Annotated in this window: 22 protein-coding genes and 1 pseudogene; 16 read left to right on the top strand and 7 right to left on the bottom strand. The window is 63.9% G+C overall.

The features are described from left to right. Positions 1–24: 24 nt before the first annotated feature. The 5 genes from OKA05_RS21260 to gcvH all read left to right on the top strand — a co-directional run bounded on the left by OKA05_RS21260 (position 25) and on the right by gcvH (position 4,863). On the top strand, positions 25–750 hold the full coding sequence (locus OKA05_RS21260) for a hypothetical protein (protein WP_264489209.1): 726 nt from the start codon (positions 25–27) through the stop codon (positions 748–750). Positions 751–760: 10 nt separating this feature from the next. Further along, the gene (locus tag OKA05_RS21265) at positions 761–2,260 is read left to right on the top strand and encodes a hypothetical protein (protein ID WP_264489210.1); all 1,500 of its coding nucleotides are present in this window, start codon (positions 761–763) and stop codon (positions 2,258–2,260) included. Between the two features lie 97 nt (positions 2,261–2,357). Then, a complete protein-coding gene (locus OKA05_RS21270) occupies positions 2,358–3,260 on the top strand; it encodes a hypothetical protein (protein WP_264489211.1) in 903 nt (300 codons plus the stop codon). A gap of 116 nt (positions 3,261–3,376) precedes the next feature. Next, positions 3,377–4,471: a glycine cleavage system aminomethyltransferase GcvT gene (gene gcvT, locus OKA05_RS21275; RefSeq protein WP_264489212.1), complete on the top strand. Its 1,095-nt coding sequence runs from the start codon at positions 3,377–3,379 to the stop codon at positions 4,469–4,471. A gap of 14 nt (positions 4,472–4,485) precedes the next feature. Further along, a complete protein-coding gene (gcvH, locus tag OKA05_RS21280) occupies positions 4,486–4,863 on the top strand; it encodes a glycine cleavage system protein GcvH (protein ID WP_264489213.1) in 378 nt (125 codons plus the stop codon). A gap of 57 nt (positions 4,864–4,920) precedes the next feature. Here gcvH and OKA05_RS21285 read toward each other — a convergent pair whose 3' ends face one another. Next, complete coding sequence (locus tag OKA05_RS21285) at positions 4,921–5,241, bottom strand: hypothetical protein (RefSeq protein WP_264489214.1); 321 nt, start codon at positions 5,239–5,241, stop codon at positions 4,921–4,923. Positions 5,242–5,420: 179 nt separating this feature from the next. Between OKA05_RS21285 and gcvP the strand changes: the two genes are divergently transcribed. From gcvP to OKA05_RS21305, 4 genes are all read left to right on the top strand, one after another. Next, the gene (gene gcvP / locus OKA05_RS21290) at positions 5,421–8,246 is read left to right on the top strand and encodes an aminomethyl-transferring glycine dehydrogenase (RefSeq protein ID WP_264489215.1); all 2,826 of its coding nucleotides are present in this window, start codon (positions 5,421–5,423) and stop codon (positions 8,244–8,246) included. Between the two features lie 45 nt (positions 8,247–8,291). Next, positions 8,292–9,584, top strand: coding sequence for a hypothetical protein (locus tag OKA05_RS21295; RefSeq protein ID WP_264489216.1), 1,293 nt, complete (start codon positions 8,292–8,294; stop codon positions 9,582–9,584). Positions 9,585–9,725: 141 nt separating this feature from the next. Next, positions 9,726–10,229 carry an 8-oxo-dGTP diphosphatase gene (locus tag OKA05_RS21300; RefSeq protein ID WP_264489217.1) on the top strand — a complete coding sequence of 168 codons (504 nt, stop codon included), beginning with the start codon at positions 9,726–9,728 and terminating at the stop codon, positions 10,227–10,229. A 451-nt stretch (positions 10,230–10,680) separates the two neighbouring features. Further along, entirely contained in the window at positions 10,681–11,016 is a 336-nt protein-coding gene (locus OKA05_RS21305) for a hypothetical protein (RefSeq protein WP_264489218.1), read from the top strand. A gap of 170 nt (positions 11,017–11,186) precedes the next feature. Here OKA05_RS21305 and OKA05_RS21310 read toward each other — a convergent pair whose 3' ends face one another. Continuing rightward, a complete protein-coding gene (locus OKA05_RS21310) occupies positions 11,187–11,525 on the bottom strand; it encodes a hypothetical protein (RefSeq protein ID WP_264489219.1) in 339 nt (112 codons plus the stop codon). Beyond that, complete coding sequence (locus OKA05_RS21315; RefSeq protein WP_264489220.1) at positions 11,509–11,859, bottom strand: hypothetical protein; 351 nt, start codon at positions 11,857–11,859, stop codon at positions 11,509–11,511. Before OKA05_RS21315 ends, OKA05_RS21310 begins: the two co-directional genes overlap by 17 nt. A 422-nt stretch (positions 11,860–12,281) precedes the next feature. Here OKA05_RS21315 and trpB point away from each other — a divergent pair, with 422 nt between their 5' ends. Continuing rightward, positions 12,282–13,481 carry a tryptophan synthase subunit beta gene (gene trpB / locus OKA05_RS21320; protein WP_264489315.1) on the top strand — a complete coding sequence of 400 codons (1,200 nt, stop codon included), beginning with the start codon at positions 12,282–12,284 and terminating at the stop codon, positions 13,479–13,481. A gap of 405 nt (positions 13,482–13,886) precedes the next feature. On the opposite strand, the gene OKA05_RS21325 is transcribed toward trpB, so the two are convergent. After that, a complete protein-coding gene (locus OKA05_RS21325) occupies positions 13,887–14,153 on the bottom strand; it encodes a hypothetical protein (protein ID WP_264489221.1) in 267 nt (88 codons plus the stop codon). A gap of 14 nt (positions 14,154–14,167) precedes the next feature. Beyond that, positions 14,168–14,656, bottom strand: a complete 489-nt coding sequence (locus OKA05_RS21330) for a GNAT family N-acetyltransferase (protein WP_264489222.1) — start codon at positions 14,654–14,656, stop codon at positions 14,168–14,170. A 179-nt stretch (positions 14,657–14,835) separates the two neighbouring features. Here OKA05_RS21330 and rpmH point away from each other — a divergent pair. The 6 genes and pseudogenes from rpmH to OKA05_RS21360 form a co-directional block, all read left to right on the top strand. Continuing rightward, positions 14,836–14,967, top strand: a pseudogene (gene rpmH / locus OKA05_RS21335) (50S ribosomal protein L34); the annotation flags it as partial. 80 nt (positions 14,968–15,047) lie between these two features. Then, on the top strand, positions 15,048–15,395 hold the full coding sequence (gene rnpA / locus OKA05_RS21340) for a ribonuclease P protein component (protein ID WP_264489223.1): 348 nt from the start codon (positions 15,048–15,050) through the stop codon (positions 15,393–15,395). A 56-nt stretch (positions 15,396–15,451) separates the two neighbouring features. Further along, positions 15,452–15,733: a membrane protein insertion efficiency factor YidD gene (gene yidD, locus OKA05_RS21345; RefSeq protein WP_264489224.1), complete on the top strand. Its 282-nt coding sequence runs from the start codon at positions 15,452–15,454 to the stop codon at positions 15,731–15,733. A 30-nt stretch (positions 15,734–15,763) separates the two neighbouring features. Continuing rightward, entirely contained in the window at positions 15,764–17,641 is a 1,878-nt protein-coding gene (yidC, locus tag OKA05_RS21350) for a membrane protein insertase YidC (RefSeq protein ID WP_264489225.1), read from the top strand. A 108-nt stretch (positions 17,642–17,749) separates the two neighbouring features. Continuing rightward, on the top strand, positions 17,750–18,118 hold the full coding sequence (locus tag OKA05_RS21355; protein ID WP_264489226.1) for a DUF2237 family protein: 369 nt from the start codon (positions 17,750–17,752) through the stop codon (positions 18,116–18,118). 145 nt (positions 18,119–18,263) lie between these two features. Further along, the gene (locus OKA05_RS21360; RefSeq protein WP_264489227.1) at positions 18,264–18,431 is read left to right on the top strand and encodes a hypothetical protein; all 168 of its coding nucleotides are present in this window, start codon (positions 18,264–18,266) and stop codon (positions 18,429–18,431) included. Between the two features lie 48 nt (positions 18,432–18,479). On the opposite strand, the gene OKA05_RS21365 is transcribed toward OKA05_RS21360, so the two are convergent. Continuing rightward, positions 18,480–18,854, bottom strand: coding sequence for a nuclear transport factor 2 family protein (locus OKA05_RS21365; RefSeq protein ID WP_264489228.1), 375 nt, complete (start codon positions 18,852–18,854; stop codon positions 18,480–18,482). Between the two features lie 14 nt (positions 18,855–18,868). Further along, a complete protein-coding gene (ppk1, locus tag OKA05_RS21370; protein ID WP_264489229.1) occupies positions 18,869–20,959 on the bottom strand; it encodes a polyphosphate kinase 1 in 2,091 nt (696 codons plus the stop codon). Positions 20,960–21,061 lie beyond the last annotated feature (102 nt).

A 21,061-nucleotide genomic window follows, 5' to 3' on the forward strand; every position in this document is an offset into this window, starting at 1 on the left:
GAAGCCTCTGCTACCGCTCGCCGCATGGCCGAAGAAAAACCCCCGCTCCCTCCGACGAAGCCCAAGGGCAGTTGCCTCGGCAAGCTCATGGCCTTGTTTTCCTTCGGCGGCGTGGCGGGGCTCGGCGTTGCGGTATTCTTCATCACCCAGCCGCAGGATCTGAGCGATATCAAGGGCCGCCCGTCCGGCCTGACTCCGCCGCCTAAGACCCGTGATCTGCGCGCGGTCTTGCAGAACTCGGTGGACCGCAATTACCCGCTCACGCTCACCGAGGAGGAGGTGAACCTTTACCTCCGCCAGACCCTCGTCGCGAAGCAGGGCGGCGTCCTCGGCTCGAAGGTTTCGCTCGATGCCGTGAGCGTGCGCATCGAGGAAGGCCGCGCCGAGATCATCACCGAGCGCACCATCGCCGGCCGCCCGCTCACGCTTTCGATGTATGTCCGGGTCGAGCAGCACATCGACGTGCATGGCAAGACCCGCACGATGATCGCGCGCGAAGGCGGACCTTTCTTCCCGCAGGTGGAGCGGACCGAAAAATTCGCGAAGGGCGGCCGCTTCGGCAAGCTCGTAGTGCCACAGGGCTTCCTGCTGCTGGTGATGCCGCAGTTCGAGAAACTCGCGAAGGCGTACGAGAAGGAGCTTCACCTCGGTTTCGAGGAGATGTCCCGGATCCGGCTGGAGAAAGGCAAGCTGGTGCTCGACCCGCGCGCCGACGGTGGCTCGTCCGTGATCCCCGGCGAATCGTTCTGACAATCCCGATATGATGTTTCCCCGCGCCGTTAGCCTGTGCCTGCTTTCCTGCGCGGTGCTCCGCGGCCAGGAGCCGCCGCCGCCGCCGGCTATCCCGGTGGAGGAGCCGGAGCAAGAGCCGACGCCGGTGGTGCCGGATCAGCAACCGGTGCCTGTCGCACCCGGAGGGAACGTGCCACGGCCGAAGCCAACGGAGCAGTCGGTCAGCGAGTCGGGGATGTTCCGTGTCCGCGGGGGGGATGCCCTCAGGCGCTCGTCCGTCGTGCTCGGGCTTGAGCAGGTCCGGCAGCAGTTTCTCGACCTGCTGCGTGACCAGACGGCCAATGCCGACAAGCCGAAGCGCGCTGGGTTCCAGGAACCCTCAGCGAAGGCCACGGACAACTTCAAGGTGCCGGTCAATGTCGAGATCATCAGTCCCGGCGACGGCCCCGCACCCGCCCGGCGGATCGAGTTCGGACTCTTCAACATCGAGGGCCAGCTTTCGCTCAGCATTCGCATCCATTCCGATCCGGGCATCGACCAAGAGCGTTTGGAGCGCGCGGCGTTCACCGTGCTGCTCTATGAACGGGCGCTGCGCACCGCGAAACCGGGCGATCTCGAGGATCCGCTGGTCGTCCGGCCGTGGCTCGTCGAAGGCCTGGTCGAAGCGCGGAAGTGGCGCGAAGGCAGCGCCGACCGGCGTCTCTACGAAGGTGTCTTCCGCCGGGGTGGCGGCTTCACGATGGACGAGATGTTCGAATTGTCCGACCGAAGCTTCGAACAGCTCGACAGCGCCTCGCGGCTCTCCTTCCGGGCGCTGTCCGGTGCATTGGTGATGGCGCTGTTAGAGCAGCCGCAGGGCAAGGAAGCCTTCCGCAACTTCTGCGGCGAGGCCGCCCGCTTTTCCGGCGAGATGCCGGTGCTGATGCGCAAGCATTTCCCGGATCTCAACCTCTCGGAGAAGAGCCTGGCAAAGTGGTGGGCGCTCACGCTGGCCAAGCTCGTCCAGCCGGCGCTCACCGAAGTGCTGCCGGTGCTGGAGACCGAGCGCGACCTTTCCGCCGCGCTCCAATTCCACACCCGCGATGCCGACGGGAACGCGCTCGACCAAGGGCTGGAGACTTGGAAAGACATCGCCGCGCTCGAGGAAACCCAGCGAGCCGAGGCGGTGCGGCCCGCCGAGGACGGCCTGGTGCGCCTGTCCTACCGCTGCTTTCCCTCCTACCGGCCGATCATTCAGGAGTATCAGCAGATCCTGCGCGACATCGTGGCGGGTAAGGACAGCAAGCTTGAGGAACGGCTGGCCGAGCTTTCCGAGCAGCGCCTGATCCGCGCCCAGCGGGCGACCCACGCCCGCGATTACCTCGACTTCTTCGAGATCTCGCGGGCCCGCGACCTCAGCGGCGAGTTCGACGACTACATGAAGTTGAAGAAGGAACTCGAAGAGCGGCCTCGCCCGAAGCGCACGGACCGCCTGACCGAGGTGCTGGACACGATGCAAAAGGCGTACGAGCCGAAGGTGAAGCGATAGAAGAATCCTCGCCGGAAGATAAGCCGGAGCCAAGGAATCGATCCATGCTGATAGCTTCGGGCTTCCGTTTCTGCCCTGTTGGGATTAGGCGATAGCGGTGAAAACGTTCCTCCCCCCGTTTTTGATCGTCGCTGCGATGCTTGCCGCCGGCGTGGCCGTCGGCCAGGAAGCGAAAGCCGAGCCGTCCCGTGCTTGGACAGTTGCCAAAACCGGCAAGGCCAATCCGGGGACCTTGGTTAGCAAGAGCCCGGACAATGCCAGCATCGTCGTGAAGATGGCCGACGGACGCGAGGTGACGGTGAAGACCGCGGATTTGATTCAGGCGGACCGGGACTACGTCGCGAAATGGACGTCTCCGGTCGCAGCCCCGAAAGGAATCGTGCGAGGTCGCTCCAATCCGCTCGCCCAGGCCGAGGGCGGCAAGAGCCGCGTGATGGAAGACCTGAGGAGCGTGCTTTCCAAATACGGGACCCCCAAGGAAGACACCGACCCGCACCCCGACGCCCTGATCTACAAGGGCCCCGCATGGTACGACGGCGGCCCGCAGATCACCATTCCCTATCTCATGCCGATGGACCAGGCGCTGGCCCTGCTGGTGAAGCGCCCCGGCCCCGCATCGCGCCGGCCGGCGGTCGCCCCCGGCTTTCCTCCCGGCATGGAGGTCCACGAGTACGACATCCGCAGCGGAGTCTTCAACCGCATGTTCATCATCGTGGACCAGGCCCAGCAGGTGGTCGCGCTCCAGGCCAAGTCCGAGAACAAGAACGACCCTGCCATCCCGACGCAGCAGTGGAAGGAGGAGCAGATGCCGATGAGCAGCACCTCGGATTTCATCGAGCCGAAGACCGGTGGTGCGCGGGTTCATGTTCTCGACATGCGGGCGAAGCAAAAGCGGATCGTTATCGATCTGGAGGCCAAGGGGGAGACGCTCCTGTTGCTCCCGCAACCCATGATCAATTTGTGCCTTTTCCACATCGGGGAGGATTTGCGGAAACGTTGATGCGGCGGGCAGTGCGATGACGTGAAGCCCGCGCCGGGCGTCCGAATCGGTCAAAAGTCCGCCCGTCCCTGCCGGTAGTTTGACACCCTCCGGCTAGCTTCCCACGCTGCGCGCCAGTGAGCACCATCCAGAGCACGCCCTTGGAAAACCTCCACGTCCGCCTTGGCGCCCGCATGGTGCCGTTCGCGGGGTGGAACATGCCGGTCCAGTACACGTCCATCATGGACGAGCACGGGGCGGTGCGCGGCACTGCCGGAATCTTCGACATCTCGCACATGGGGCAGTTCCTCGTGAGCGGCCCCGGTGCGCTGGCGTGGCTGAACAAGATGCTCGCGAACAACGTCGCCAAGCTCGCCAACGGCCAAGGCCAGTATTCCTTCCTGCTCAATGAAGCCGGCGGCGTGATCGATGACCTGATCGTCTATCGCACCGGCGAGAGCGACTTCTTCCTGGTGGTGAATGCCTCGATGATCGACATCGATTTCGAGTGGATGGCCAAGCACCAGCCGGACGACGTCGAGCTGCGCAATGAAAGCACCGCGTGGGCCGGTATGGCCGTGCAAGGTCCTGATTCCGCCGCGACCTTCGCGAAAGTCTGCCCCGGCCAAACGCTGCCGCCGCGCAATGGCATCGTGCGTTTCCCGGTCGAGGGTGGCGATGCCGTCGTCTGCCGCACCGGCTACACGGGTGAGGACGGGTTTGAGTTCTTCTGCCCGGCGGAAAAGGGTGAGGCGTGGTTCGAAAAGTTCATCGAGCACGGCGCGAAAGCCTGCGGCCTCGGTGCGCGGGATACCCTGCGGCTGGAGATGTGCTACCCGCTGAATGGCTCCGACCTCTCGCCTGAGCGCACGCCGATCGAGGCTGGGCTCGGATTCTTCGTGGATCTAGAAAAGGGCGACTTCATCGGTCGCGAGACGCTGGCCAAGCAAAAGGCCGAGGGTACCGCGCAGAAACTCGTCGCGCTGGAATACACCGACAAGGGAGCGCCGCCGCGGTCGCACTACCCGCTGGAAGACGCCGACGGGAACGTGATCTCCGAGCTTTCCTCCGGCGTGCTTTCCCCGAGCCTCGGCAAGGGCATTGCCATGGCCTACGTGCCCGCCGCGCTGGCGAAACCCGGCACCGACCTCTTCGTCGATGTCCGCGGCCGCAAGTTCCCGGCCAAGGTCGTGAAGAAACCGTTTTACAAGCCCGCCACCGCGAAAGCATAAGCTCTTAACGCCCGATGAACGTTCCGCAAAACCTCCGCTACAATACGTCCCACGAATGGGTCCTCCTTGATGGTGACGTCGCCACGATCGGAATTTCCGATCACGCCCAGGAAGAACTCACCGACGTGGTGTTCGTCGAACTCCCGCCGGTCGGCAAGACCGTGGATGTCGGCGACCCGACCGCGGTGGTGGAATCCGTGAAGGCCGCCAGCGACATCTACGCGCCCGTCTCCGGCGAGGTCGTGGAAGTGAACGACGCCGTGGAAGCCGACCCCTCGCTGGTCAATACCGACCCCTACGGCAAGGGCTGGATCTTCAAGCTGAAGGTCAAGAACGCCGCCCAAGTGGAAGCGCTGCTCGATGCCGCAGGGTATGAGGCGCTGATCGGTTGAGCGATCCGCCGCTCCTTCCCGAAGCCCCGCCCCGGAAACGGTGCGGGGTTTTCCTTTTCACGCCTTTTCGACCTCGGGTTCGCTAGGTTCGCGGAAGGCGTGGTCGTACTTCAGGATAATGCCATTGTAGACGTGGGCCCACCGGAAGCTGGAACGCAGCCACTGGACGAGCCGGTAGATCTCTAGGCCGAAACCGGCCATCATCCAGGCGGGCTGCTCGGAAAAGAGTCCGTAGCCGAAAATTCCCGTGGCGACCACAAGGGTAGCTAGGTCGTAGGATAGGCCGCTAGTCTGCCGGGCCGGTCCTTGCTGACGACACATGGCGATCAGTAGTTCTTCGTCGGCGTTAAAGGACGGTGGGGTGGGTGGATGAGGCATGGATCTCACTGCTGCTACTATCAGACTGAGCGGGTGCCCGGAAGACGATTGGGAGGTTGATTCTTGGCCGCCCCCGGCAATCGTTTTGCCGCATCCGGTCAAAAAAGACCGCCTCCGGTGACGGATTTGTCCGCGGGGATTGCGTGGCGGGGGATTTCCACTATGGAGGTCGCGCCGTCATGTCCGTCCACTCCGACTTCCGCAGCCGCCATCTGGGAGCCATCGGTTCCGACCGCGAGGAAATGCTCCGCGCCATCGGTTACGAAACGCTCGACACCCTCGCCGATGCGGCCGTGCCGGCAGGCATCCGGCTGGAGCACGAGCTCATCCTGCCGGACGCGAAGAGCGAGCCGGGAGCCCTCGCCTGGCTGAAGTCGATTTTCTCCAAGAACGTCCTCAAGAAGTCCTGCATCGGCCAGGGCTACTACGGCACCCACGTCCCTGGCGTGATCGGCCGGAATATCCTGGAAAATCCCGGCTGGTACACCGCCTACACGCCGTATCAGGCCGAGATCGCCCAGGGGCGCCTCGAGGCGCTGCTGAATTTCCAGACGATGATCACCGAGCTGACCGGGCTGGACGTGGCGAATGCCTCGCTGCTCGATGAAGGCACCGCCGCAGCGGAGGCCATGAGCCTCGCGCTGGCCGGTGCGCCGAAGGGCAAGGCGATCTTCCTTTCCGATGCCTGCCACCCGCAGACCATCGCCGTGGTGCAGACCCGCGCCGAGCCGCTGGGGATCGAGGTGAAGGTCGGCGACTGGCAGACCTTCGACCCCGCTTCCTGCGAAGGTCTCTTCGCGGTGATCGTTCAGTATCCTGCGACCTGTGGCTCGGTGTATGACTACGCGGGTTTCTTTGAAAAGGCCCACGCGGCCAAGGCGGTCACGATCGTCGCCGCGGACCTGCTGGCGCTGACCTTGCTGAAGGCCCCCGGTGAATTCGGTGCCGATATTTGCGTCGGCTCCAGCCAGCGCTTCGGCGTGCCGATGGGCTTCGGCGGTCCGCATGCGGGCTTCATGGCGTGCAAGGACGCGCTCAAGCGCAAGATGCCGGGCCGCCTGATCGGCGTGTCGGTGGACTCGCGTGGCAAGCCGGGCTTCCGCCTCTCGCTCCAGACCCGCGAGCAACACATCCGCCGCGACAAGGCCACTTCTAACATCTGCACCGCCCAGGTGCTGCTGGCCGTGATGGCCTCGATGTATGCGGTGTATCACGGCCCGGAAGGCCTCAAGCACATCGCCAGCACCGTGCACAAGAAGACCGCCACGCTCGCCGCCTCGCTGAAGGCCGCCGGGGTGAAAGTCGCCAATGACAGCTTCTTCGACTCGCTCACCGTCATCGTTCCCGATGTGGCTGCGATCATCAACAAGGCCGCCGACCGGGGCTACAATCTCCGCCCGATGGGTGAGTTCGTCGGCATTGCCTTCGATGAAACGACGACCTGCGAGGACGTCGCCGCCCTCGCCGATGTCTTCGGCGCGACGGTCGTCGAGGCGCAGGGCACCGGCTGGGATGCAGTGCTTTCCCGCGGCACCGATTTCCTCACGCAGAAGGTCTTCAACAGCTACCACTCCGAGACCGAGATGCTGCGCTACCTCAAGCGCCTCGAGTCGAAGGACCTCGCGCTGAACGAGTCAATGATCCCGCTGGGCTCGTGCACGATGAAGCTCAATGCGACCTCCGAAATGCTGCCGCTGAGCTGGCCGGAAGTTTCCTCGATTCATCCCTTCGTGCCCGCCGACCAGAGCCAGGGCTACCGCGAGATGCTGGGCTTGTTAGAAGACTGGCTCGCGGAGATCACCGGCTTCGCCGCCGTGTCGCTGCAGCCGAATGCCGGTTCGCAGGGCGAATATGCCGGCCTGCTGGCGATCCGCCGCTATCACCTCTCGCGCGGCGATGAGCATCGCAATGTCTGCCTCATTCCCGTCTCCGCCCATGGCACCAATCCGGCCTCCGCGGTGATGGTTGGCATGAAGGTCGTCGGCGTGAAGTGCGACGACCAGGGCAACATCGACGTGCCGGACCTCAAGGCGCGCATCGAGGAGCATCGCGAAAACCTTTCCTGCTTGATGGTCACCTATCCGTCCACGCACGGCGTGTTCGAGGAGACCATCGTCGAGATCTGCGAGGCCATCCACGGTGCGGGCGGCCAAGTCTATATGGACGGCGCGAACATGAATGCGCAGGTCGGCCTTACCAGCCCCGGCCGCATCGGCGCGGATGTCTGCCACCTGAACCTTCACAAGACCTTCTGCATCCCTCACGGCGGCGGTGGTCCCGGCGTCGGCCCGATTGGCGTGGCCAAGCAGCTGGTGCCTTTCCTGCCGGGACATGCCGAGCTTTCCGACAAGGAAGGCGCCGTCTGCTCCGCGCCATGGGGCAGCGCCTCGATCAACACCATTTCGTGGATGTACATCGCGATGATGGGTGCGGATGGCCTCAAGGAAGCCACCCAGCTGGCAATCCTCAACGCGAACTACATGGCCAAGCGCCTGTCCGGTTTCTTCCCGGTGCTCTACACCGCGCCGAATGGTCTGGTGGCGCACGAATGCATCATCGATGTCCGCCCGCTTTCCGACAAAAGCGGCATCACCGTCGAGGACGTGGCGAAGCGTCTGATGGACTACGGCTTCCACGCGCCGACCATGAGCTGGCCGGTTACCGGCACGCTGATGATCGAGCCGACCGAGTCCGAGGCAAAGGGCGAGCTCGACCGCTTCTGCGATGCGATGGTCTCCATCCACGGCGAGATGATGGCCGTGGCGAATGGCGAGGCCGACGCGAACGACAACGTGCTCAAGAACGCCCCGCACACCGCCGACTCGGTGGTCGCGGACGATTGGAAGCATGCCTACACCCGCGAGCAGGCCGCCTACCCGCTGCCGTATCTGCGCCAGCACAAGTTCTGGCCGTCGGTCGGCCGCGTCGACAACGTCCACGGCGACCGCAACCTCGTCTGCACCTGCGATAGCGTGGAGGCTTATGCAGCTGCAGCGGCACAGTAGCCGGTAGCGGGGTGAGGCAAGGTGCCGCCCCCGCTTTCTTCAGACATGCCTGAAATCACGGAGCCCGTTTATCCCCTTTCGAAAGCGGAGTTCACCCGGGCTCTGATGACGGGGCATGGGCGGGCCTTGATTCACGCCGAGCGCTGTGGCACGGAGGGTCTTCGTAAGGAGATCCTGGAGGCGGCGCTCTTTTCGAAGGTCTACGACGCGCAGTGCAATGGCTTGGGGGAAGCGTGGCTGGCCCGGCTGTGCACCTTGGCAGAGTTGGTCGACACGATCATTTCTCGGGATCACGGGATCGATGGAGACGACGGCCCATTGCGCTGCGCCCTGCTGAAAGAGTTCGTCTTGCAGGGTCATGAGGCGGCGCGGCCTGCGCTTCGGGAAATGTGCCGCTACGACGAGAATAGCGGCGATCTGCTCGCGTGCTTCGAGATCGTGGAAGTCGAGGGCGAGGATGGCTTCATCTTCGCGGCGGACCGGATCGGCGAGAGGCTTCTAACGGACAAGGAATATTGGGCGGATTCGTCCCTGTTCTGCATGATGGATGAGAAGGCTGGAGAGGGCCGGGCGATGGCAATTCTGGATCGGGAGAGCCCGGGGAATCCGCACGTCGCCGCCTATCGCGATGCCATCGTGGCGGGGCAGGCCAAGCAAAGACCGAAGCCGGACCGGACGCCGCCGGCAGTGGACAAGTTGGTTGGGCTGATCCTTGCTTCGACGAAGCGGATCCCGCGGCTTCCGTTCTTCGGAAAGGAAGCGACACCTGAGGAGCGCTTGAAGGTTGCGGCACTGGACTTCACGAAGATGGAGCCCGTGCCCTTGGAGAATTACCTGTGCTACTTTCACCGCACGGGCTTCCCGGAATTCCGGGAGGAGTATCTACCTCTGCTGCGGCATCCGGAGAAACGGGTGCGATGGTGGGCGCACTCGGCCCTGTCGCATCATGTAGAGCCGCAGGTGAGGGAGGCCGCCTACGAGGCACTGGCGCGGGGGGAGGTTGCGTTCTTTGTGAAGCTCCTCCGCAGCAGTGGTTTACCGGAAGACACGGAGCCGCTGCTGGCAGCGATGTGTGCACCATCGATTCTGGCTGATGCCGATGAGGCCCACGAGGTGGTCGGGTCCTTGCGCGACCTGGTGAAGGAGAACGGGAAGATGAATGACCCGCGTCTGTCGGTGTGGATGTATGAATTCAGCCCGTGCCGCATTTGCCGGTATCACGCGGTCGAGATCATGGCGGAACGTTCGACCTTACCGGAGTGGATTGCAGAGGAGTGCCTGAGCGATGCCTACGACGATACGCGGGAACTGGTTTCGAAGTACCAAGGGGGGCGCTGAGGTTCTGAACTTCGGGAAGCCTACGGAGCTCATCCTCCCTGGCTGCCTGCTACCCGCTGCTCGCTGCTCGCTGCTCGCTACTTCCGCCGATGGGGATTTTTCCCTCGCTACCCGCTACCTGCTACTCGCTACCTTCCCCGCATGTCTCCATCCCCGATCGATTGGGCCAGTTGGCGCGCGGAAATCCACGCCACGCTGATGTTCATCGTCCGGGACGGGGAGATCCTCTTAATCGAAAAGAAGCGTGGGCTCGGCGCGGGCAAGATCAATGGCCCGGGCGGCAAGATTGATCCGGGCGAGACGCCGCTGGAGTGCGCCGTGCGGGAGACCCAGGAGGAGCTGGGCATCACCGCGCTGAGACCGGTGAAGATGGGCGAACTCCATTTCGCGATGGGGACGATCCCGGACATCCTTTGCCACGTCTTCTTCGCCCGTGATTTCGAGGGCCGGCCGGTCGAGACGGTGGAGGCAAAGCCCTTGTGGTGCCGGCTGGCGGACATTCCCTACGACCGGATGTGGAAAGACGACATCCACTGGCTGCCGCAGATGCTAGACGGCCGGAAGTTCTTCGGCCGCTTCATCTTCGATGGCGAGGAGGACATCGTCTGGCAGGATTTGGAGTGGGATGTCCACTGGCCGTCGTGAGGGGATCAGGCCGGGAGGGCTCGCTGGTCTAACGCTTTCGCCCGATGAAAGCCGCAGGCCCTTGGACAGCTGCGGTCATCCGCAGCTTTTGAGTGGAGGGTGGAGACCGCCGTTAACTCGGAGTGAAGCGAACGCGCCGGACCTCTGCATCCCACCGGAGCAAGCCTGCCATCTCCTGCATTCGCAACTTTTGAGGAAGGGTGGGGCGGGGCGGTTCATGTGGACGGAAGAGAGCATGGCGGGTCGCTTCATGCCGCGCGAGAGGATCGCCTGTCCGTGCATTCGGAGAGCTGCGGATGACCGCAGCAGTCCGAGGGCGGCTGCGCCGCGATCATGGGGCGAATCGGGCAGGGTGGGAAATTCTGCTAGCCCTTTGAAAATCAGTGCTACGGTTGCCGATTGACCGCAACCGACCCCCGGCGGCGGCATTCAACCCCAATCCCCTCAGAACATGAAAGCAACCCTGCTTGTGGCCGGGTGTGTGACGCTGTTGGTCACGGGCTCGGCGTGGACGGCCGGCTCCTTGAACAGCGCCCCGGTCCCCGGCGTCCCGGCCTCCGAGGTCGATCTGCCGATGAATTGCACCTGCATCGTCACCGTGGACCCGCGCGTGGGTCCCAAGCCGGAATACCCCGGCGAGGCGAACGCTATCTCCGGCTTCTTTGCGCCGGATACCGCCCGCGGCACCTTGATCCGGCTCGATGAGCAATGGGTCGTCCTCCGCGATGGCTACCATGAGAACTGGATCCCCATGACGAAGGTCGTGATGATCCGTGCGGCCCGTTAGTGAGACAGTAGACTTCCAGACGACAGACAGAAGACTGGGGACCTCCAAAACTTGGTGCCCTTCGATACCGGTCTGAAGACGGGCGCTCCCGGAACCTAAAAAGCAGGCGGCACCCGCCATGAAAGACAGGTGCCGCCCTATCCGGGGGAAAATCCGGTTCGATCCCTTGCTCAGCGTTCCTCACGGAGCCACTGCTCGTGGCCCCAGAGTCCCCACACGATGCCGGCAAGTCCCATGGTCAGCAGGGCCATGGGGACGATTGAAAAAATGGTGATCCACGTTTCGCCCATCATCCGTCCGGTGTCGGGCGTGAGCAGTTGTTCCGCGGCGATGACCCAGATGCGGCCTAGCAGCAGCATCAGCGCGCCACTGGCGATGAGCGAGCCACCCCAGGAGCGGTAGCGGTTGGCGAGGCGCACGGCGGCCATGCCGACCATTCCGAGGCCGATCACGCCGAGGGCATCCAGGAGGAATCCGCCTTTGACGAGGATCTCAAGCAACAGGCTCATGAAGCGGGGAGGTGCGGGGGCGAGGGGCTTGGACCGGGGCGGAAGACTTGACCGTCTCGAAGAGACCGGCATGCGCGGCGAGGCCGAGGCCGAACATCAGCCAGCCGCCATTCATCGCGAGCAATCGCACTCCGTGCCAGATGATCACGGCGTCCGGATTGATGCCCATCATGCCGATCTTGCTCAGCGGGACCAAAATGCCGGCTTGGTAAAGCGGGGTTAGGACCGAGTAGCCAAACGCCAGCAGCGAGGCACCAGTCAGGATGATTCGGGGCGTCCAGCCGTGGGTTCCTCGGGTCATCCGCCAAGCGGTGAGCAGAAGGAACGCACCCATCACGATCAGGAAGACTGGTCGGAGGGCGGGGGTGGCAGCGATTAACGGAACGGGGGGGGCGAACGTCATGCTTCCGTTAGAAAGCACGATCGTAAGTCCTTGATCAAGAGCTTATTAGATTGGGTAAGTGAACTTCAAACCAAGGCGGATGAATAACTCATTTCGATGAATCAGTGTTGCTGATACTAAGCGGAAATTAGAAACATCTCCGCCAGACGGTATTGCGAAAGGCCTTCTGCATGTCCCAAACGGGAAGCTTATGGGTTGGAATTTCGGCAACACGGGTCATCCGGGGACCCGAATTGCTTGGGAAAGGGGTGTGAATAAATTTTCTGCCCCGGCGGATTTCGCAGGCTCGCCGGGGAGCGATGGTGGATTTTTCCGCTGTCATCGGGGAGCGGCTGTGGTTTCTTCCCGCCGCGATGCCCGTTCCCACGCTTCCCGATGCCACCGGCCACTTTGGCAAATTTGGCGGCATGTTCGTGCCCGAGACCCTGATGGCCCCTTTGCAGGAGCTGTCGGCCGCCTACGACGCCGCCCGCAAGGACCCGGAATTCCAGCGCGAGCTTGATGACCTGCTGACGAACTACGTCGGTCGTCCCACGCCTCTCTACTTCGCCGAGCGGTGGACCGAGAAACTCGGCGGCGCGAAGATTTACCTGAAGCGCGAGGACCTGCTACACACCGGCGCGCACAAGATTAACAACGCCATCGGCCAGATCCTGCTGGCGAAACGGCTCGGGAAGAAGCGGATCATCGCCGAAACCGGGGCCGGCCAGCACGGCGTGGCCACCGCGACCGTCTGTGCACGCTTCGGGATGGACTGCGTGGTTTACATGGGTGCCGTGGATATGGAGCGGCAGGCTTTGAATGTCGCCCGCATGAAGCTGATGGGTGCGGAAGTCCGCGCGGTGACTGCCGGGCAGGCCACGCTCAAGGAAGCGGTGAATGAAGCGATGCGCGACTGGGTCGCCACCGTCGATCATACGCACTATATCCTGGGCTCGGCGCTGGGGGCGCATCCGTTCCCGATGATGGTACGCGATTTCCACCGGGTGATCGGAGTCGAGGCTCGCGAGCAGATTTTGCTAAAGGAAGGCCGCTTGCCGGACCTGCTCGTCGCCTGTGTGGGCGGCGGGTCGAATGCGATCGGCCTGTTCCATCCCTTCTTGCAGGACGATGACGTCCGCATGGTCGGTGTGGAAGCCGGTGGTCTCGGGATCTTGCCGGAGAAGCACGCGGCCCGCTTCCAAGGCGGCAAGCTCGGCGTGCTGCAGGGCACCAAGACGTGGTTGCTCGCGAACGACGACGGCCAGATCGAGCTGACGCATTCGGTTTCTGCGGGTCTGGATTACGCTGCGGTGGGGCCGGAGCACGCGTATCTGCAAGACATTGGCCGGGTGGAATACACCTACGCGACCGACGACGAGGCACTTGCCGCGTTCAAGGAGCTGGCGCACACCGAGGGGATCCTGCCGGCGCTGGAGAGTGCGCACGCGATGGCCTATGTTTCGAAGATCGCGGGGAGTCTCCCGAAGACTTCCATCCTCATCGCGAACCTTTCGGGGCGTGGGGACAAGGATGTGGAGCAGGCGGCGAAGTATCTGCTGGGAGGGGTTTGAGGATCATCGGCAGGCCCAACGGGGCGGAATTCCTCAGCCCGGGGCAGCGCAGCGTCGTCCCGGGTTATCGGGCCAGATCGATGGCGCCCTGTAGGGGCGCGATATCGGCGAGGGTGGTCATGCAGACGGGATTCGTGAAACCGGCGGCGTTGGTTTTTCATGCCTCGAACATCTCGCCCCCCTTCAGGGTGCTGTGCTCGGCATCTCCTCACCCGGGGCGACGCTGCGCTTGCCCCGGGCTGAGGGATGTCGCCCCGTTGGGGCTGAAGATGACCTCGGGCTGAGGGATATTGCCCCGTTGGGGCTGAAGATAGCACCGGCTTAAGGTTGTCGCCTCGTTTGTAGGCTATCGGTCGGAGTGGTGCCCGACCCGTGCGGGGGACAGTGACGTCACCTCTCCTTACGTCACTTCTGCCACCAGTCGGGATCCTTTTCCCAAGGGTCCCGGGTCTCGTTGGCGCCTGCTGGGGGGGCGGGGTGCTTTTGTTGCTCCTCTTCCTCCTCGCGGCGAAGTTCCTCAAGCAGCTTCTCCACCTCGTTCTCGCGGCGTTTGCCGCTGCGGTAGATGCCGGCGGCGAGCAGGCCCACGATGCCCAGGCTGAATATCAGGATGACCACCATCGCCATGGCAAAGCCATCCGCGGCATGGAGGATCGCAAGGCCGGGGTTCATGGCGGTTTGGCAGTCTAGCCGGTGACGATCCGCCGCATGGGGATCATGTTGGAATACTCGAAGCCATTCTTGCGGAAGAAGTTCTGCGATTCGGCGCTGATCTTGTCGGTCAGCAGGGTGATGCGCTTGAAGTCCTTCTGCTTGGCGAAATCGATGACGTAATCGAGCAGCATGGAGCCGTAGCCCTGGCCGCGGTGGGCCGGGTGAACGATCACGTCTTCCATCAGGATCACGAATCCGCCCATGGCAGTGGAAATGGTGAACAGCAGGTTCACCATGCCGATGATCCGCGTTTCGTTTCGCACCACGAAGATGCGCCCGCGGCTGGGTTGCTCCAGGATCAGCGCGAGACCGCGCTCCTGAACCTCGTGGTTCGAGGTGAATTCGTCCGACTCGGCAAACAGCTCCACGACCAGATCGGTGAGCGCGGGAAGGTCCTCGATGGTCGCGGGGATGACCTTGGGTCGGTTGGCGACGGCGCTGGAGGACGGTCCTTGGCTCACGGCGGCAAAGTGGCACGCGCTCCGGGGAGCGGCACGCCATTTCCCGGGCATCATCGAAAAATTTCCGCGATCAGGGGTATTTGGCGGATTGACAAGCGGGGACCGACTCCTAGAGTGCGCGCCCGCCCGAGCCGGACGCCCGGTGCGGATCCCAGAACCGCTTTTTTCCCGAGATTGCCATGAAACGCACCTTCCAGCCATCCAAGCGCACCCGCAAGCGCCAGCACGGATTCCGTGCTCGCATGGCGACCAAGGCCGGCCGCGACATTATCAAGCGCCGCCGTCAGAAGGGCCGCAAGCGCCTCATCCCGAAGGGTGCCGAGATCCACTACGAGCGTCACACCACCCAGCACGGGGTCTGATTCTTTTGCCTGCGCGCCGCGCCCGGCCCATGCGCCTCCCGCGGAAGCACAGCATGACGAAGCGCGCGGACTTTGCCCGCGCGCGGAAAGACGGCCAGGCGAAAGCCGGCCGTTTTGTCGTGCTCAGTACTCTCGCCGATCCGGCGCTGCCGTGCCTGACGGTCGCCGTCATCACCACGCGGAAAGTGGGGAAGGCGCACGACCGCAATTTGCTGCGCCGCCGCATCCGCGCGATCCTACAGCTCCATGGTGAGCGCATCGCCGATCCGAAGCGCCTGCTGGTCACCATCCCGCGGCCCGGCTCTTCCTCCGCCACCTACGCCGAGCTGGAGGCCGATTGGCTGAAGCAGGCGAAACGTCTCGGCTTACTTTCCTAGCGAAAAGTTCCACCTGCCGTTTGTCCCCGCAGGGGGTAAAGGAATCGCCCGCTCCGATGAAGCGCCTCATCCGAATCGCCATCCGCGGCTACCAGATTTTTCTCAACCCCGTGCTCAAGGCGCTGGGCGGGCCGAACAGCGGCTGCCGTTTCACGCCGAGCTGTTCGAACTATTTCCTGCAGGCGGTCGAAGCTCACGGGTCCATCAAAGGTTCGTGGCTCGGGGTCTGCCGGATTTTCCGCTGTCATCCGTGGGGGGGCTGTGGTTATGACCCCGTCCCGCCGAAACCGGGCGCTGCAACTGCCGATGCCCACCATCCCGCCGGGCCGGACGCCTGAACGCGGGACTTTTCCTTTTCCACATCTCCCATGTACGACCGCAAGACTTGGATCGTCGTCATCGCCTGCAGCCTGCTGCTCGCGGTAAACATCTTCTTTCAACAGAAGAATGGCCGGCTACTCGCCGAGCAGAAGCGCGAGCAGGCCGCCATCGAGGCCGCCAAAAAGCCCGCGGACACACCCGCCGCCACGCCGACTGCGCCTGAAGACAAGGTGGGCACGCTGGTCGAGTCCGAGCCGCCGGCCCAGATGGCCGAGCAGCTTGTGACGATGGAGACCTCGGAGACGACTTTCACTTTCACCTCCATCGGTGGTGGCCTGAAGACCGCCGAGTTCAAGAATCAGACTCCCGGCTTGGAAGGCCCGGTGCTGCTCAATCGCCACGGCAGCAGCCCGATCGGCGCGATTGCCGATAGCCCGGACCGGCTGGAGGCGACCGCTTACGAATTCGTCGAGGGCGAGTCGGTGAAGTTCCCGGACTCCACGCACTACAAGTCGATCGTCTTCCGCGGCAAGCTGCCGTCTGGCCTGTGGGCCAAGAAGACCTGGTCGCTCCGCGAGACCGGCAACGAGGGCGACCCGTACACCCTCGATTTCAAGCTCCACCTGGAGAACAGCACGCAGGCCACCGTCAATCTGGAGAACTTCAGCCTCTTCCTCGGCGTCGCTTCCCCGCTCGACACGGTCGAGACCGCCGCGCAGACCGGTTTCGTCTGGCTGAATGACCGCAGCTTCACCTTCACGGCGGCCACCGCCTTCGCTGGCGGCTGGTTCAGCAAGGAGCGCTCGGTGATCACCGAGAGCCTGGAGAAGGCCGAGATCGCCGGTGTGGCGAACCAGTTCTTCGCCACCGCGATCAAGCTCAACGAACCGGGCAAGTCGCTGGTCTGGGCCAAGGTCGCCGACGTGACCCTCAAGCCCGGCGCGAAGCCGCTCAAGGCGGTCCGTGCCGGTCTCCAGCTCCCTGCCGCGACCCTCGCCCCCGGCGAGCCGAAGGTAATGAACTACGTCGTTTTTGCCGGCCCCAAGCAAAACCGTGTGCTCCGCAAGATGGGCGACGACTGGGGCAAGCTGATGAACTACGGCTTTTTCAGCCCCTTCAGCCGGTTCATGAACTGGTCGTTGTGGTGGGTCCACGCCGGTCTCGACAAGATCTCCGGCAAGTGGGCGTGGGGCCTCTCCGTCATCGTCCTGACCATCCTCCTGCGCACCGTCATCTGGCCGCTCTATAACCGCTCCAACCGGACCATGAAGCGGATGGCCAAGCTGAAGCCGGAGATCGACAAGCTGAAGGAGAAGTATCCGGACGATCCGCAGAAGATGAACACCGAGATGATGGGGATGTACCGCAAGTTCGGCATCAACCCGCTCGGTGGCTGTCTGCCGATGTTCGCCCAGCTGCCGATCTTCTTCGGCTTCTACTCGATGCTCCTGCACGCCGTCGAGATGCGCGGCCAAGAGTTCCTCTGGGTCACCGATCTGTCGCAGCCGGATACCATCGCCCACCTCGCGGGCATTCCGATCAATCCGCTGCCGATCGTAATGGCGTTCACCAGCTTCGCCCAGATGGCAATGATGCCGAATACCGGCGGCGACAAGACGCAGATGGCGATCATGAAGATGATGCCGTTCTTCTTCCTCTTCATCTGCTACAATTTCGCCTCGGCGCTGGCCCTCTACTGGACCGTCTCGAATATTTTCTCGATCGGCCAGACCTGGCTGTCCAACCGCCTGCCCGAGCCCGAGCTGAAGGCAAAGGCCGGTGGCTCCAGCAAGAGCTGGGTCGAACGGATGGCCGAAAAGCAAGCCGACATGGAGCGCATGCGCCAGGCTCGCGGCCGGGTGGTGGACCCCAATACCGAGGATCCCGGCCCGTCCAAGAAGCGCCCGCCGCGGACGGGGGGCTGATATGGAGTGTGGACATTCTGTCCACGCTGCGTCGACGGAACGTCGACACTCCTTAATGTCACGAAGCCTGCATTGGACGAAACGCCAGTCGCGGTTAGGGTGGCTCCTATGGCGACGGAGCGACGCAATGTGATCGGCGGAGTCCTGCAAGCTTGCTCGACCAAGCCAATGACCGGTTTCTTCCGCGACGGCTGCTGCCGCACCGGTCGCGGCGATGTCGGCGTCCACGTCATCTGCGCGAGCGTGACGGAGGAATTCCTAGCGTGGTCCAAGGCCCGCGGGAACGACCTCAGCACGCCGCGCCCGGAGTTCGACTTTCCCGGCCTGAAGCCCGGCGACCGCTGGTGCCTGTGTGCCGCCCGCTGGAAGGAGGCGCTGGATCAGGGCCATGCGCCCGCCGTGGTGCTGGAGGCAACCCACGAATCGGCGCTCGAATTCGTCGATCTCGCCGACCTGCGGGCGCACGCGATGCGGTGATTTGCGGGGAACTCGCAATTCATTCCGCTGGGCAGGACTGGCGACTCCCGGCGTTCCGGGACGTTCCGGAAACAGGCTAACATGGCGTTGCTGGAGGCTTCCCCCGAGCGCGCGGGAGCCGGGCTGCCCCTAACTGCGGGGTGACGTGGGAGCTTGGAATGACTTCCGCACCATCGGCACGGTCGATGACCTGCCGGCTGTCGATGTCACCGACGGTTCCCCGTTGAATGCCGTGGTGGTCCGGATTCCGCGTAGCAACGCCGGAGTCGACGGAAAGCTCTTCGGCCGCGTCGTAGCCACCAAGCAGCCCTGAGATGGTCTCGAGGTGCGGGTCGTCTTGCCGGACTGCCGGCGCCTTGCTTCAAAGCGCCGTGGCCGAGGGAAGCGGGCAGACCTCCATGCCTTGGATCAATCCCTGCGCCATGGTGAAGCGATGTCCTACCCGCTCATCGGCTAGAACGGTTCCTGTCAGGTCGCGCACGACCTGATGCACCTCGACGAGGATCTGCCCCGAGTCCTGCGGGTAGAAAGCCAGCGGCTCCACCTTCGGGTCGATCTCGCTCCACTGCTCCGTCCAGTAGGCACGGACCTCATCGGGGCCACGGACGAACCCGCCTTTGAACGCTCGCGGCCAAGCCACGTCGGGCGTCATGAGAGGGAGGGCGGCGTCAATGTCCCGCGCGTTGAAGGCCGCGTAGGCTGCGCGGAGCAGGTCGATTTCTGGTGAGCTGGTCATAAGCGGGGGGGGCTCTACTTCGGCCGGTGCGGCTCGAAGGTCATGGCGCGCTCGTGGTCGCGGGCTTTGGCGGCGCGGCGGGCTTCCCTGAAGAAGTAATCCTGGGCGCGGAATTTCTTTTCTCCGTCGGCGGGCTTCAGACGCTCCGACGAGCCATCGGGCAGGATCTTCGAGGCCTGGGTGTTGTCTTGGAAGCACGACTCTAACAGGCGCAGCAGGCGGCGGCGTGCGCGGCTGTCCTCGACCGGCACCATCAGCTCGACGCGGCGGTCGAGATTGCGGCCCATCCAGTCGGCGGAGGCGATAAAGATCTCGGGATCGCCGCCGTGGTGGAAGTAGAAGATCCGGGCGTGCTCAAGGTAGCGGTCGATGATTGAGACGACGCGGATGTTCTTCGAGTGCCTCGCGTCGCCGGTCTTCAGGCAGCAGAGGCCGCGGACGTTCAGCTTGATTTCCACGCCAGCCTTCGACGCCTGATAGAGCGCGGCGATGATGTCCGGGTCCTGGAGTGAATTCACCTTCGCGAGGATGCGTGCGGGTTCGCCTTGGCGGGCGCGCCCGGCTTCGGAGGCGATCAGGTCGAGCAGGCGCGGCTTCATCGCCGTGGGTGCGGGGACGAACCGCTGGAAGCGCAGCAGCTTCGAGCGACCGGTGACGGCATTGAAGAACAGCGAGGCGTCGGAGCCGTATTCCGGCCGGCAGGTGAGCAGGGAAATATCGGTGTAGAGGCGGGCGGTGCTCTCGTTGTAGTTGCCGGTGCCGAGGTGGACGTAGCGGCGCAGGCGGCCGTCCTCGCGGCGGACCACGAGGCAGATCTTCGCGTGGGTTTTGAGGCCCTTCACGCCATACACGATCTGCGCTCCGGCGCGCTGGAGTTCCTCGGCGCGGAGCAGGTTGCGCGCTTCGTCGAAGCGGGCCTTTAGCTCGACCAGCACGGTCACGGCCTTGCCGTTCTCCGCCGCGCGGATCAGGGCGTCGATGATCCGCGACTGCTTTGCGGTGCGGTAGAGGACCTGCTTGATCGAGACGACCTGTGGGTCATTGGCGGCTTCCTCGACCAGGCGCATCACGGGTTCGAAGCTCTCGTAGGGATGGTGCAGCAGCAGGTCGCGGCGGCCGATCGCGTCGAAGATCGAATCGCCCGGTTCCAGATCCGGCGAGGGTTGGGAGGGCCAGTCCTCATCGCGCAGGTGATCGAAGCCGGGGGTGAAGGCGAGATCCATGAAGCCGGAGAGCGCCAGCGGCCCGGCAAGGCGGTAGGTGCCTTCCGAGGGCGCACCGCAGACTTCCTGGATCACCTTCGCCAAGTCGCGAGGCAGTGTGGCGGGAAGCTCCAACCGCACGGTGCCGGAGAGCTTGCGCGCGGCGAGGACATCTTCCATCTCTCCGGCCAGGTCGTCGGCGTCTTCTTCTTGCACGGCGATATCGCCATTGCGGGTGACGCGGAAGCAGGCGGTCGCCTCGACAACCTCGCCGGGGAACAACTCTCCGGCGTGGCGTGCCACCACGTCCTCGATCAGCACGAAGGCGACGCCTTCGGCATCTCCGACGGAAACCCGGCGACCGAGTCCGTCGGGGATCGGGATCAGGGCGTGGCGGATCGCGCCGGTCTCGCCATCGGCGATGCGGCAGGCGACGATGAGTTGCAGCGCGGGCACCAGCGGCGGCTCCTCGCCCGAGACCACTGCCAGCGGCGTGAGCAGCGGCGAAATCGAATCGTGGAAGGCCTCGGCCACCTTGTTGGTCTGCGCCGGGGAAAGATCCTTCGTGTCTAACAGGCGAATCCCGGACTCATGGAGCGCGGGGCAGAGCACCTTGGTGAAAAGCTCATACTGGTCCTCGGTCATCTGCTGCACCCGCTTGCGGATCGCGGCAAGCTGCTGGACCGGGGTGAGGCCAGAGGGGTCGGGGTTCTTCCGGCCGCTGCGGCGCAGCAGGATCAGGCTGCCCACGCGAACCTGGAAGAACTCATCGAGGTTCGAAGCGGAGATCGCCAGGAACTTCACCCGCTCTAACAGCGGAAGGTCGCTCCGCAGCGCCTCGTTCAGCACGCGCTGGTTGAATTCCAGCCAGGACAGCTCGCGGTTGATGAAGGGAAGCTGCATAGATGGTAGATGGGAGATCGTGGATGGTAGATGAAAGGCAATCGTGCGGGGCGCTGGCAGGGGGCTTCTGGCATTTTCATCTACGATCTGCCATCTCCCATC

This window comes from Luteolibacter arcticus, from assembly GCF_025950235.1.
GTDB lineage: Bacteria > Verrucomicrobiota > Verrucomicrobiia > Verrucomicrobiales > Akkermansiaceae > Haloferula > Haloferula arctica.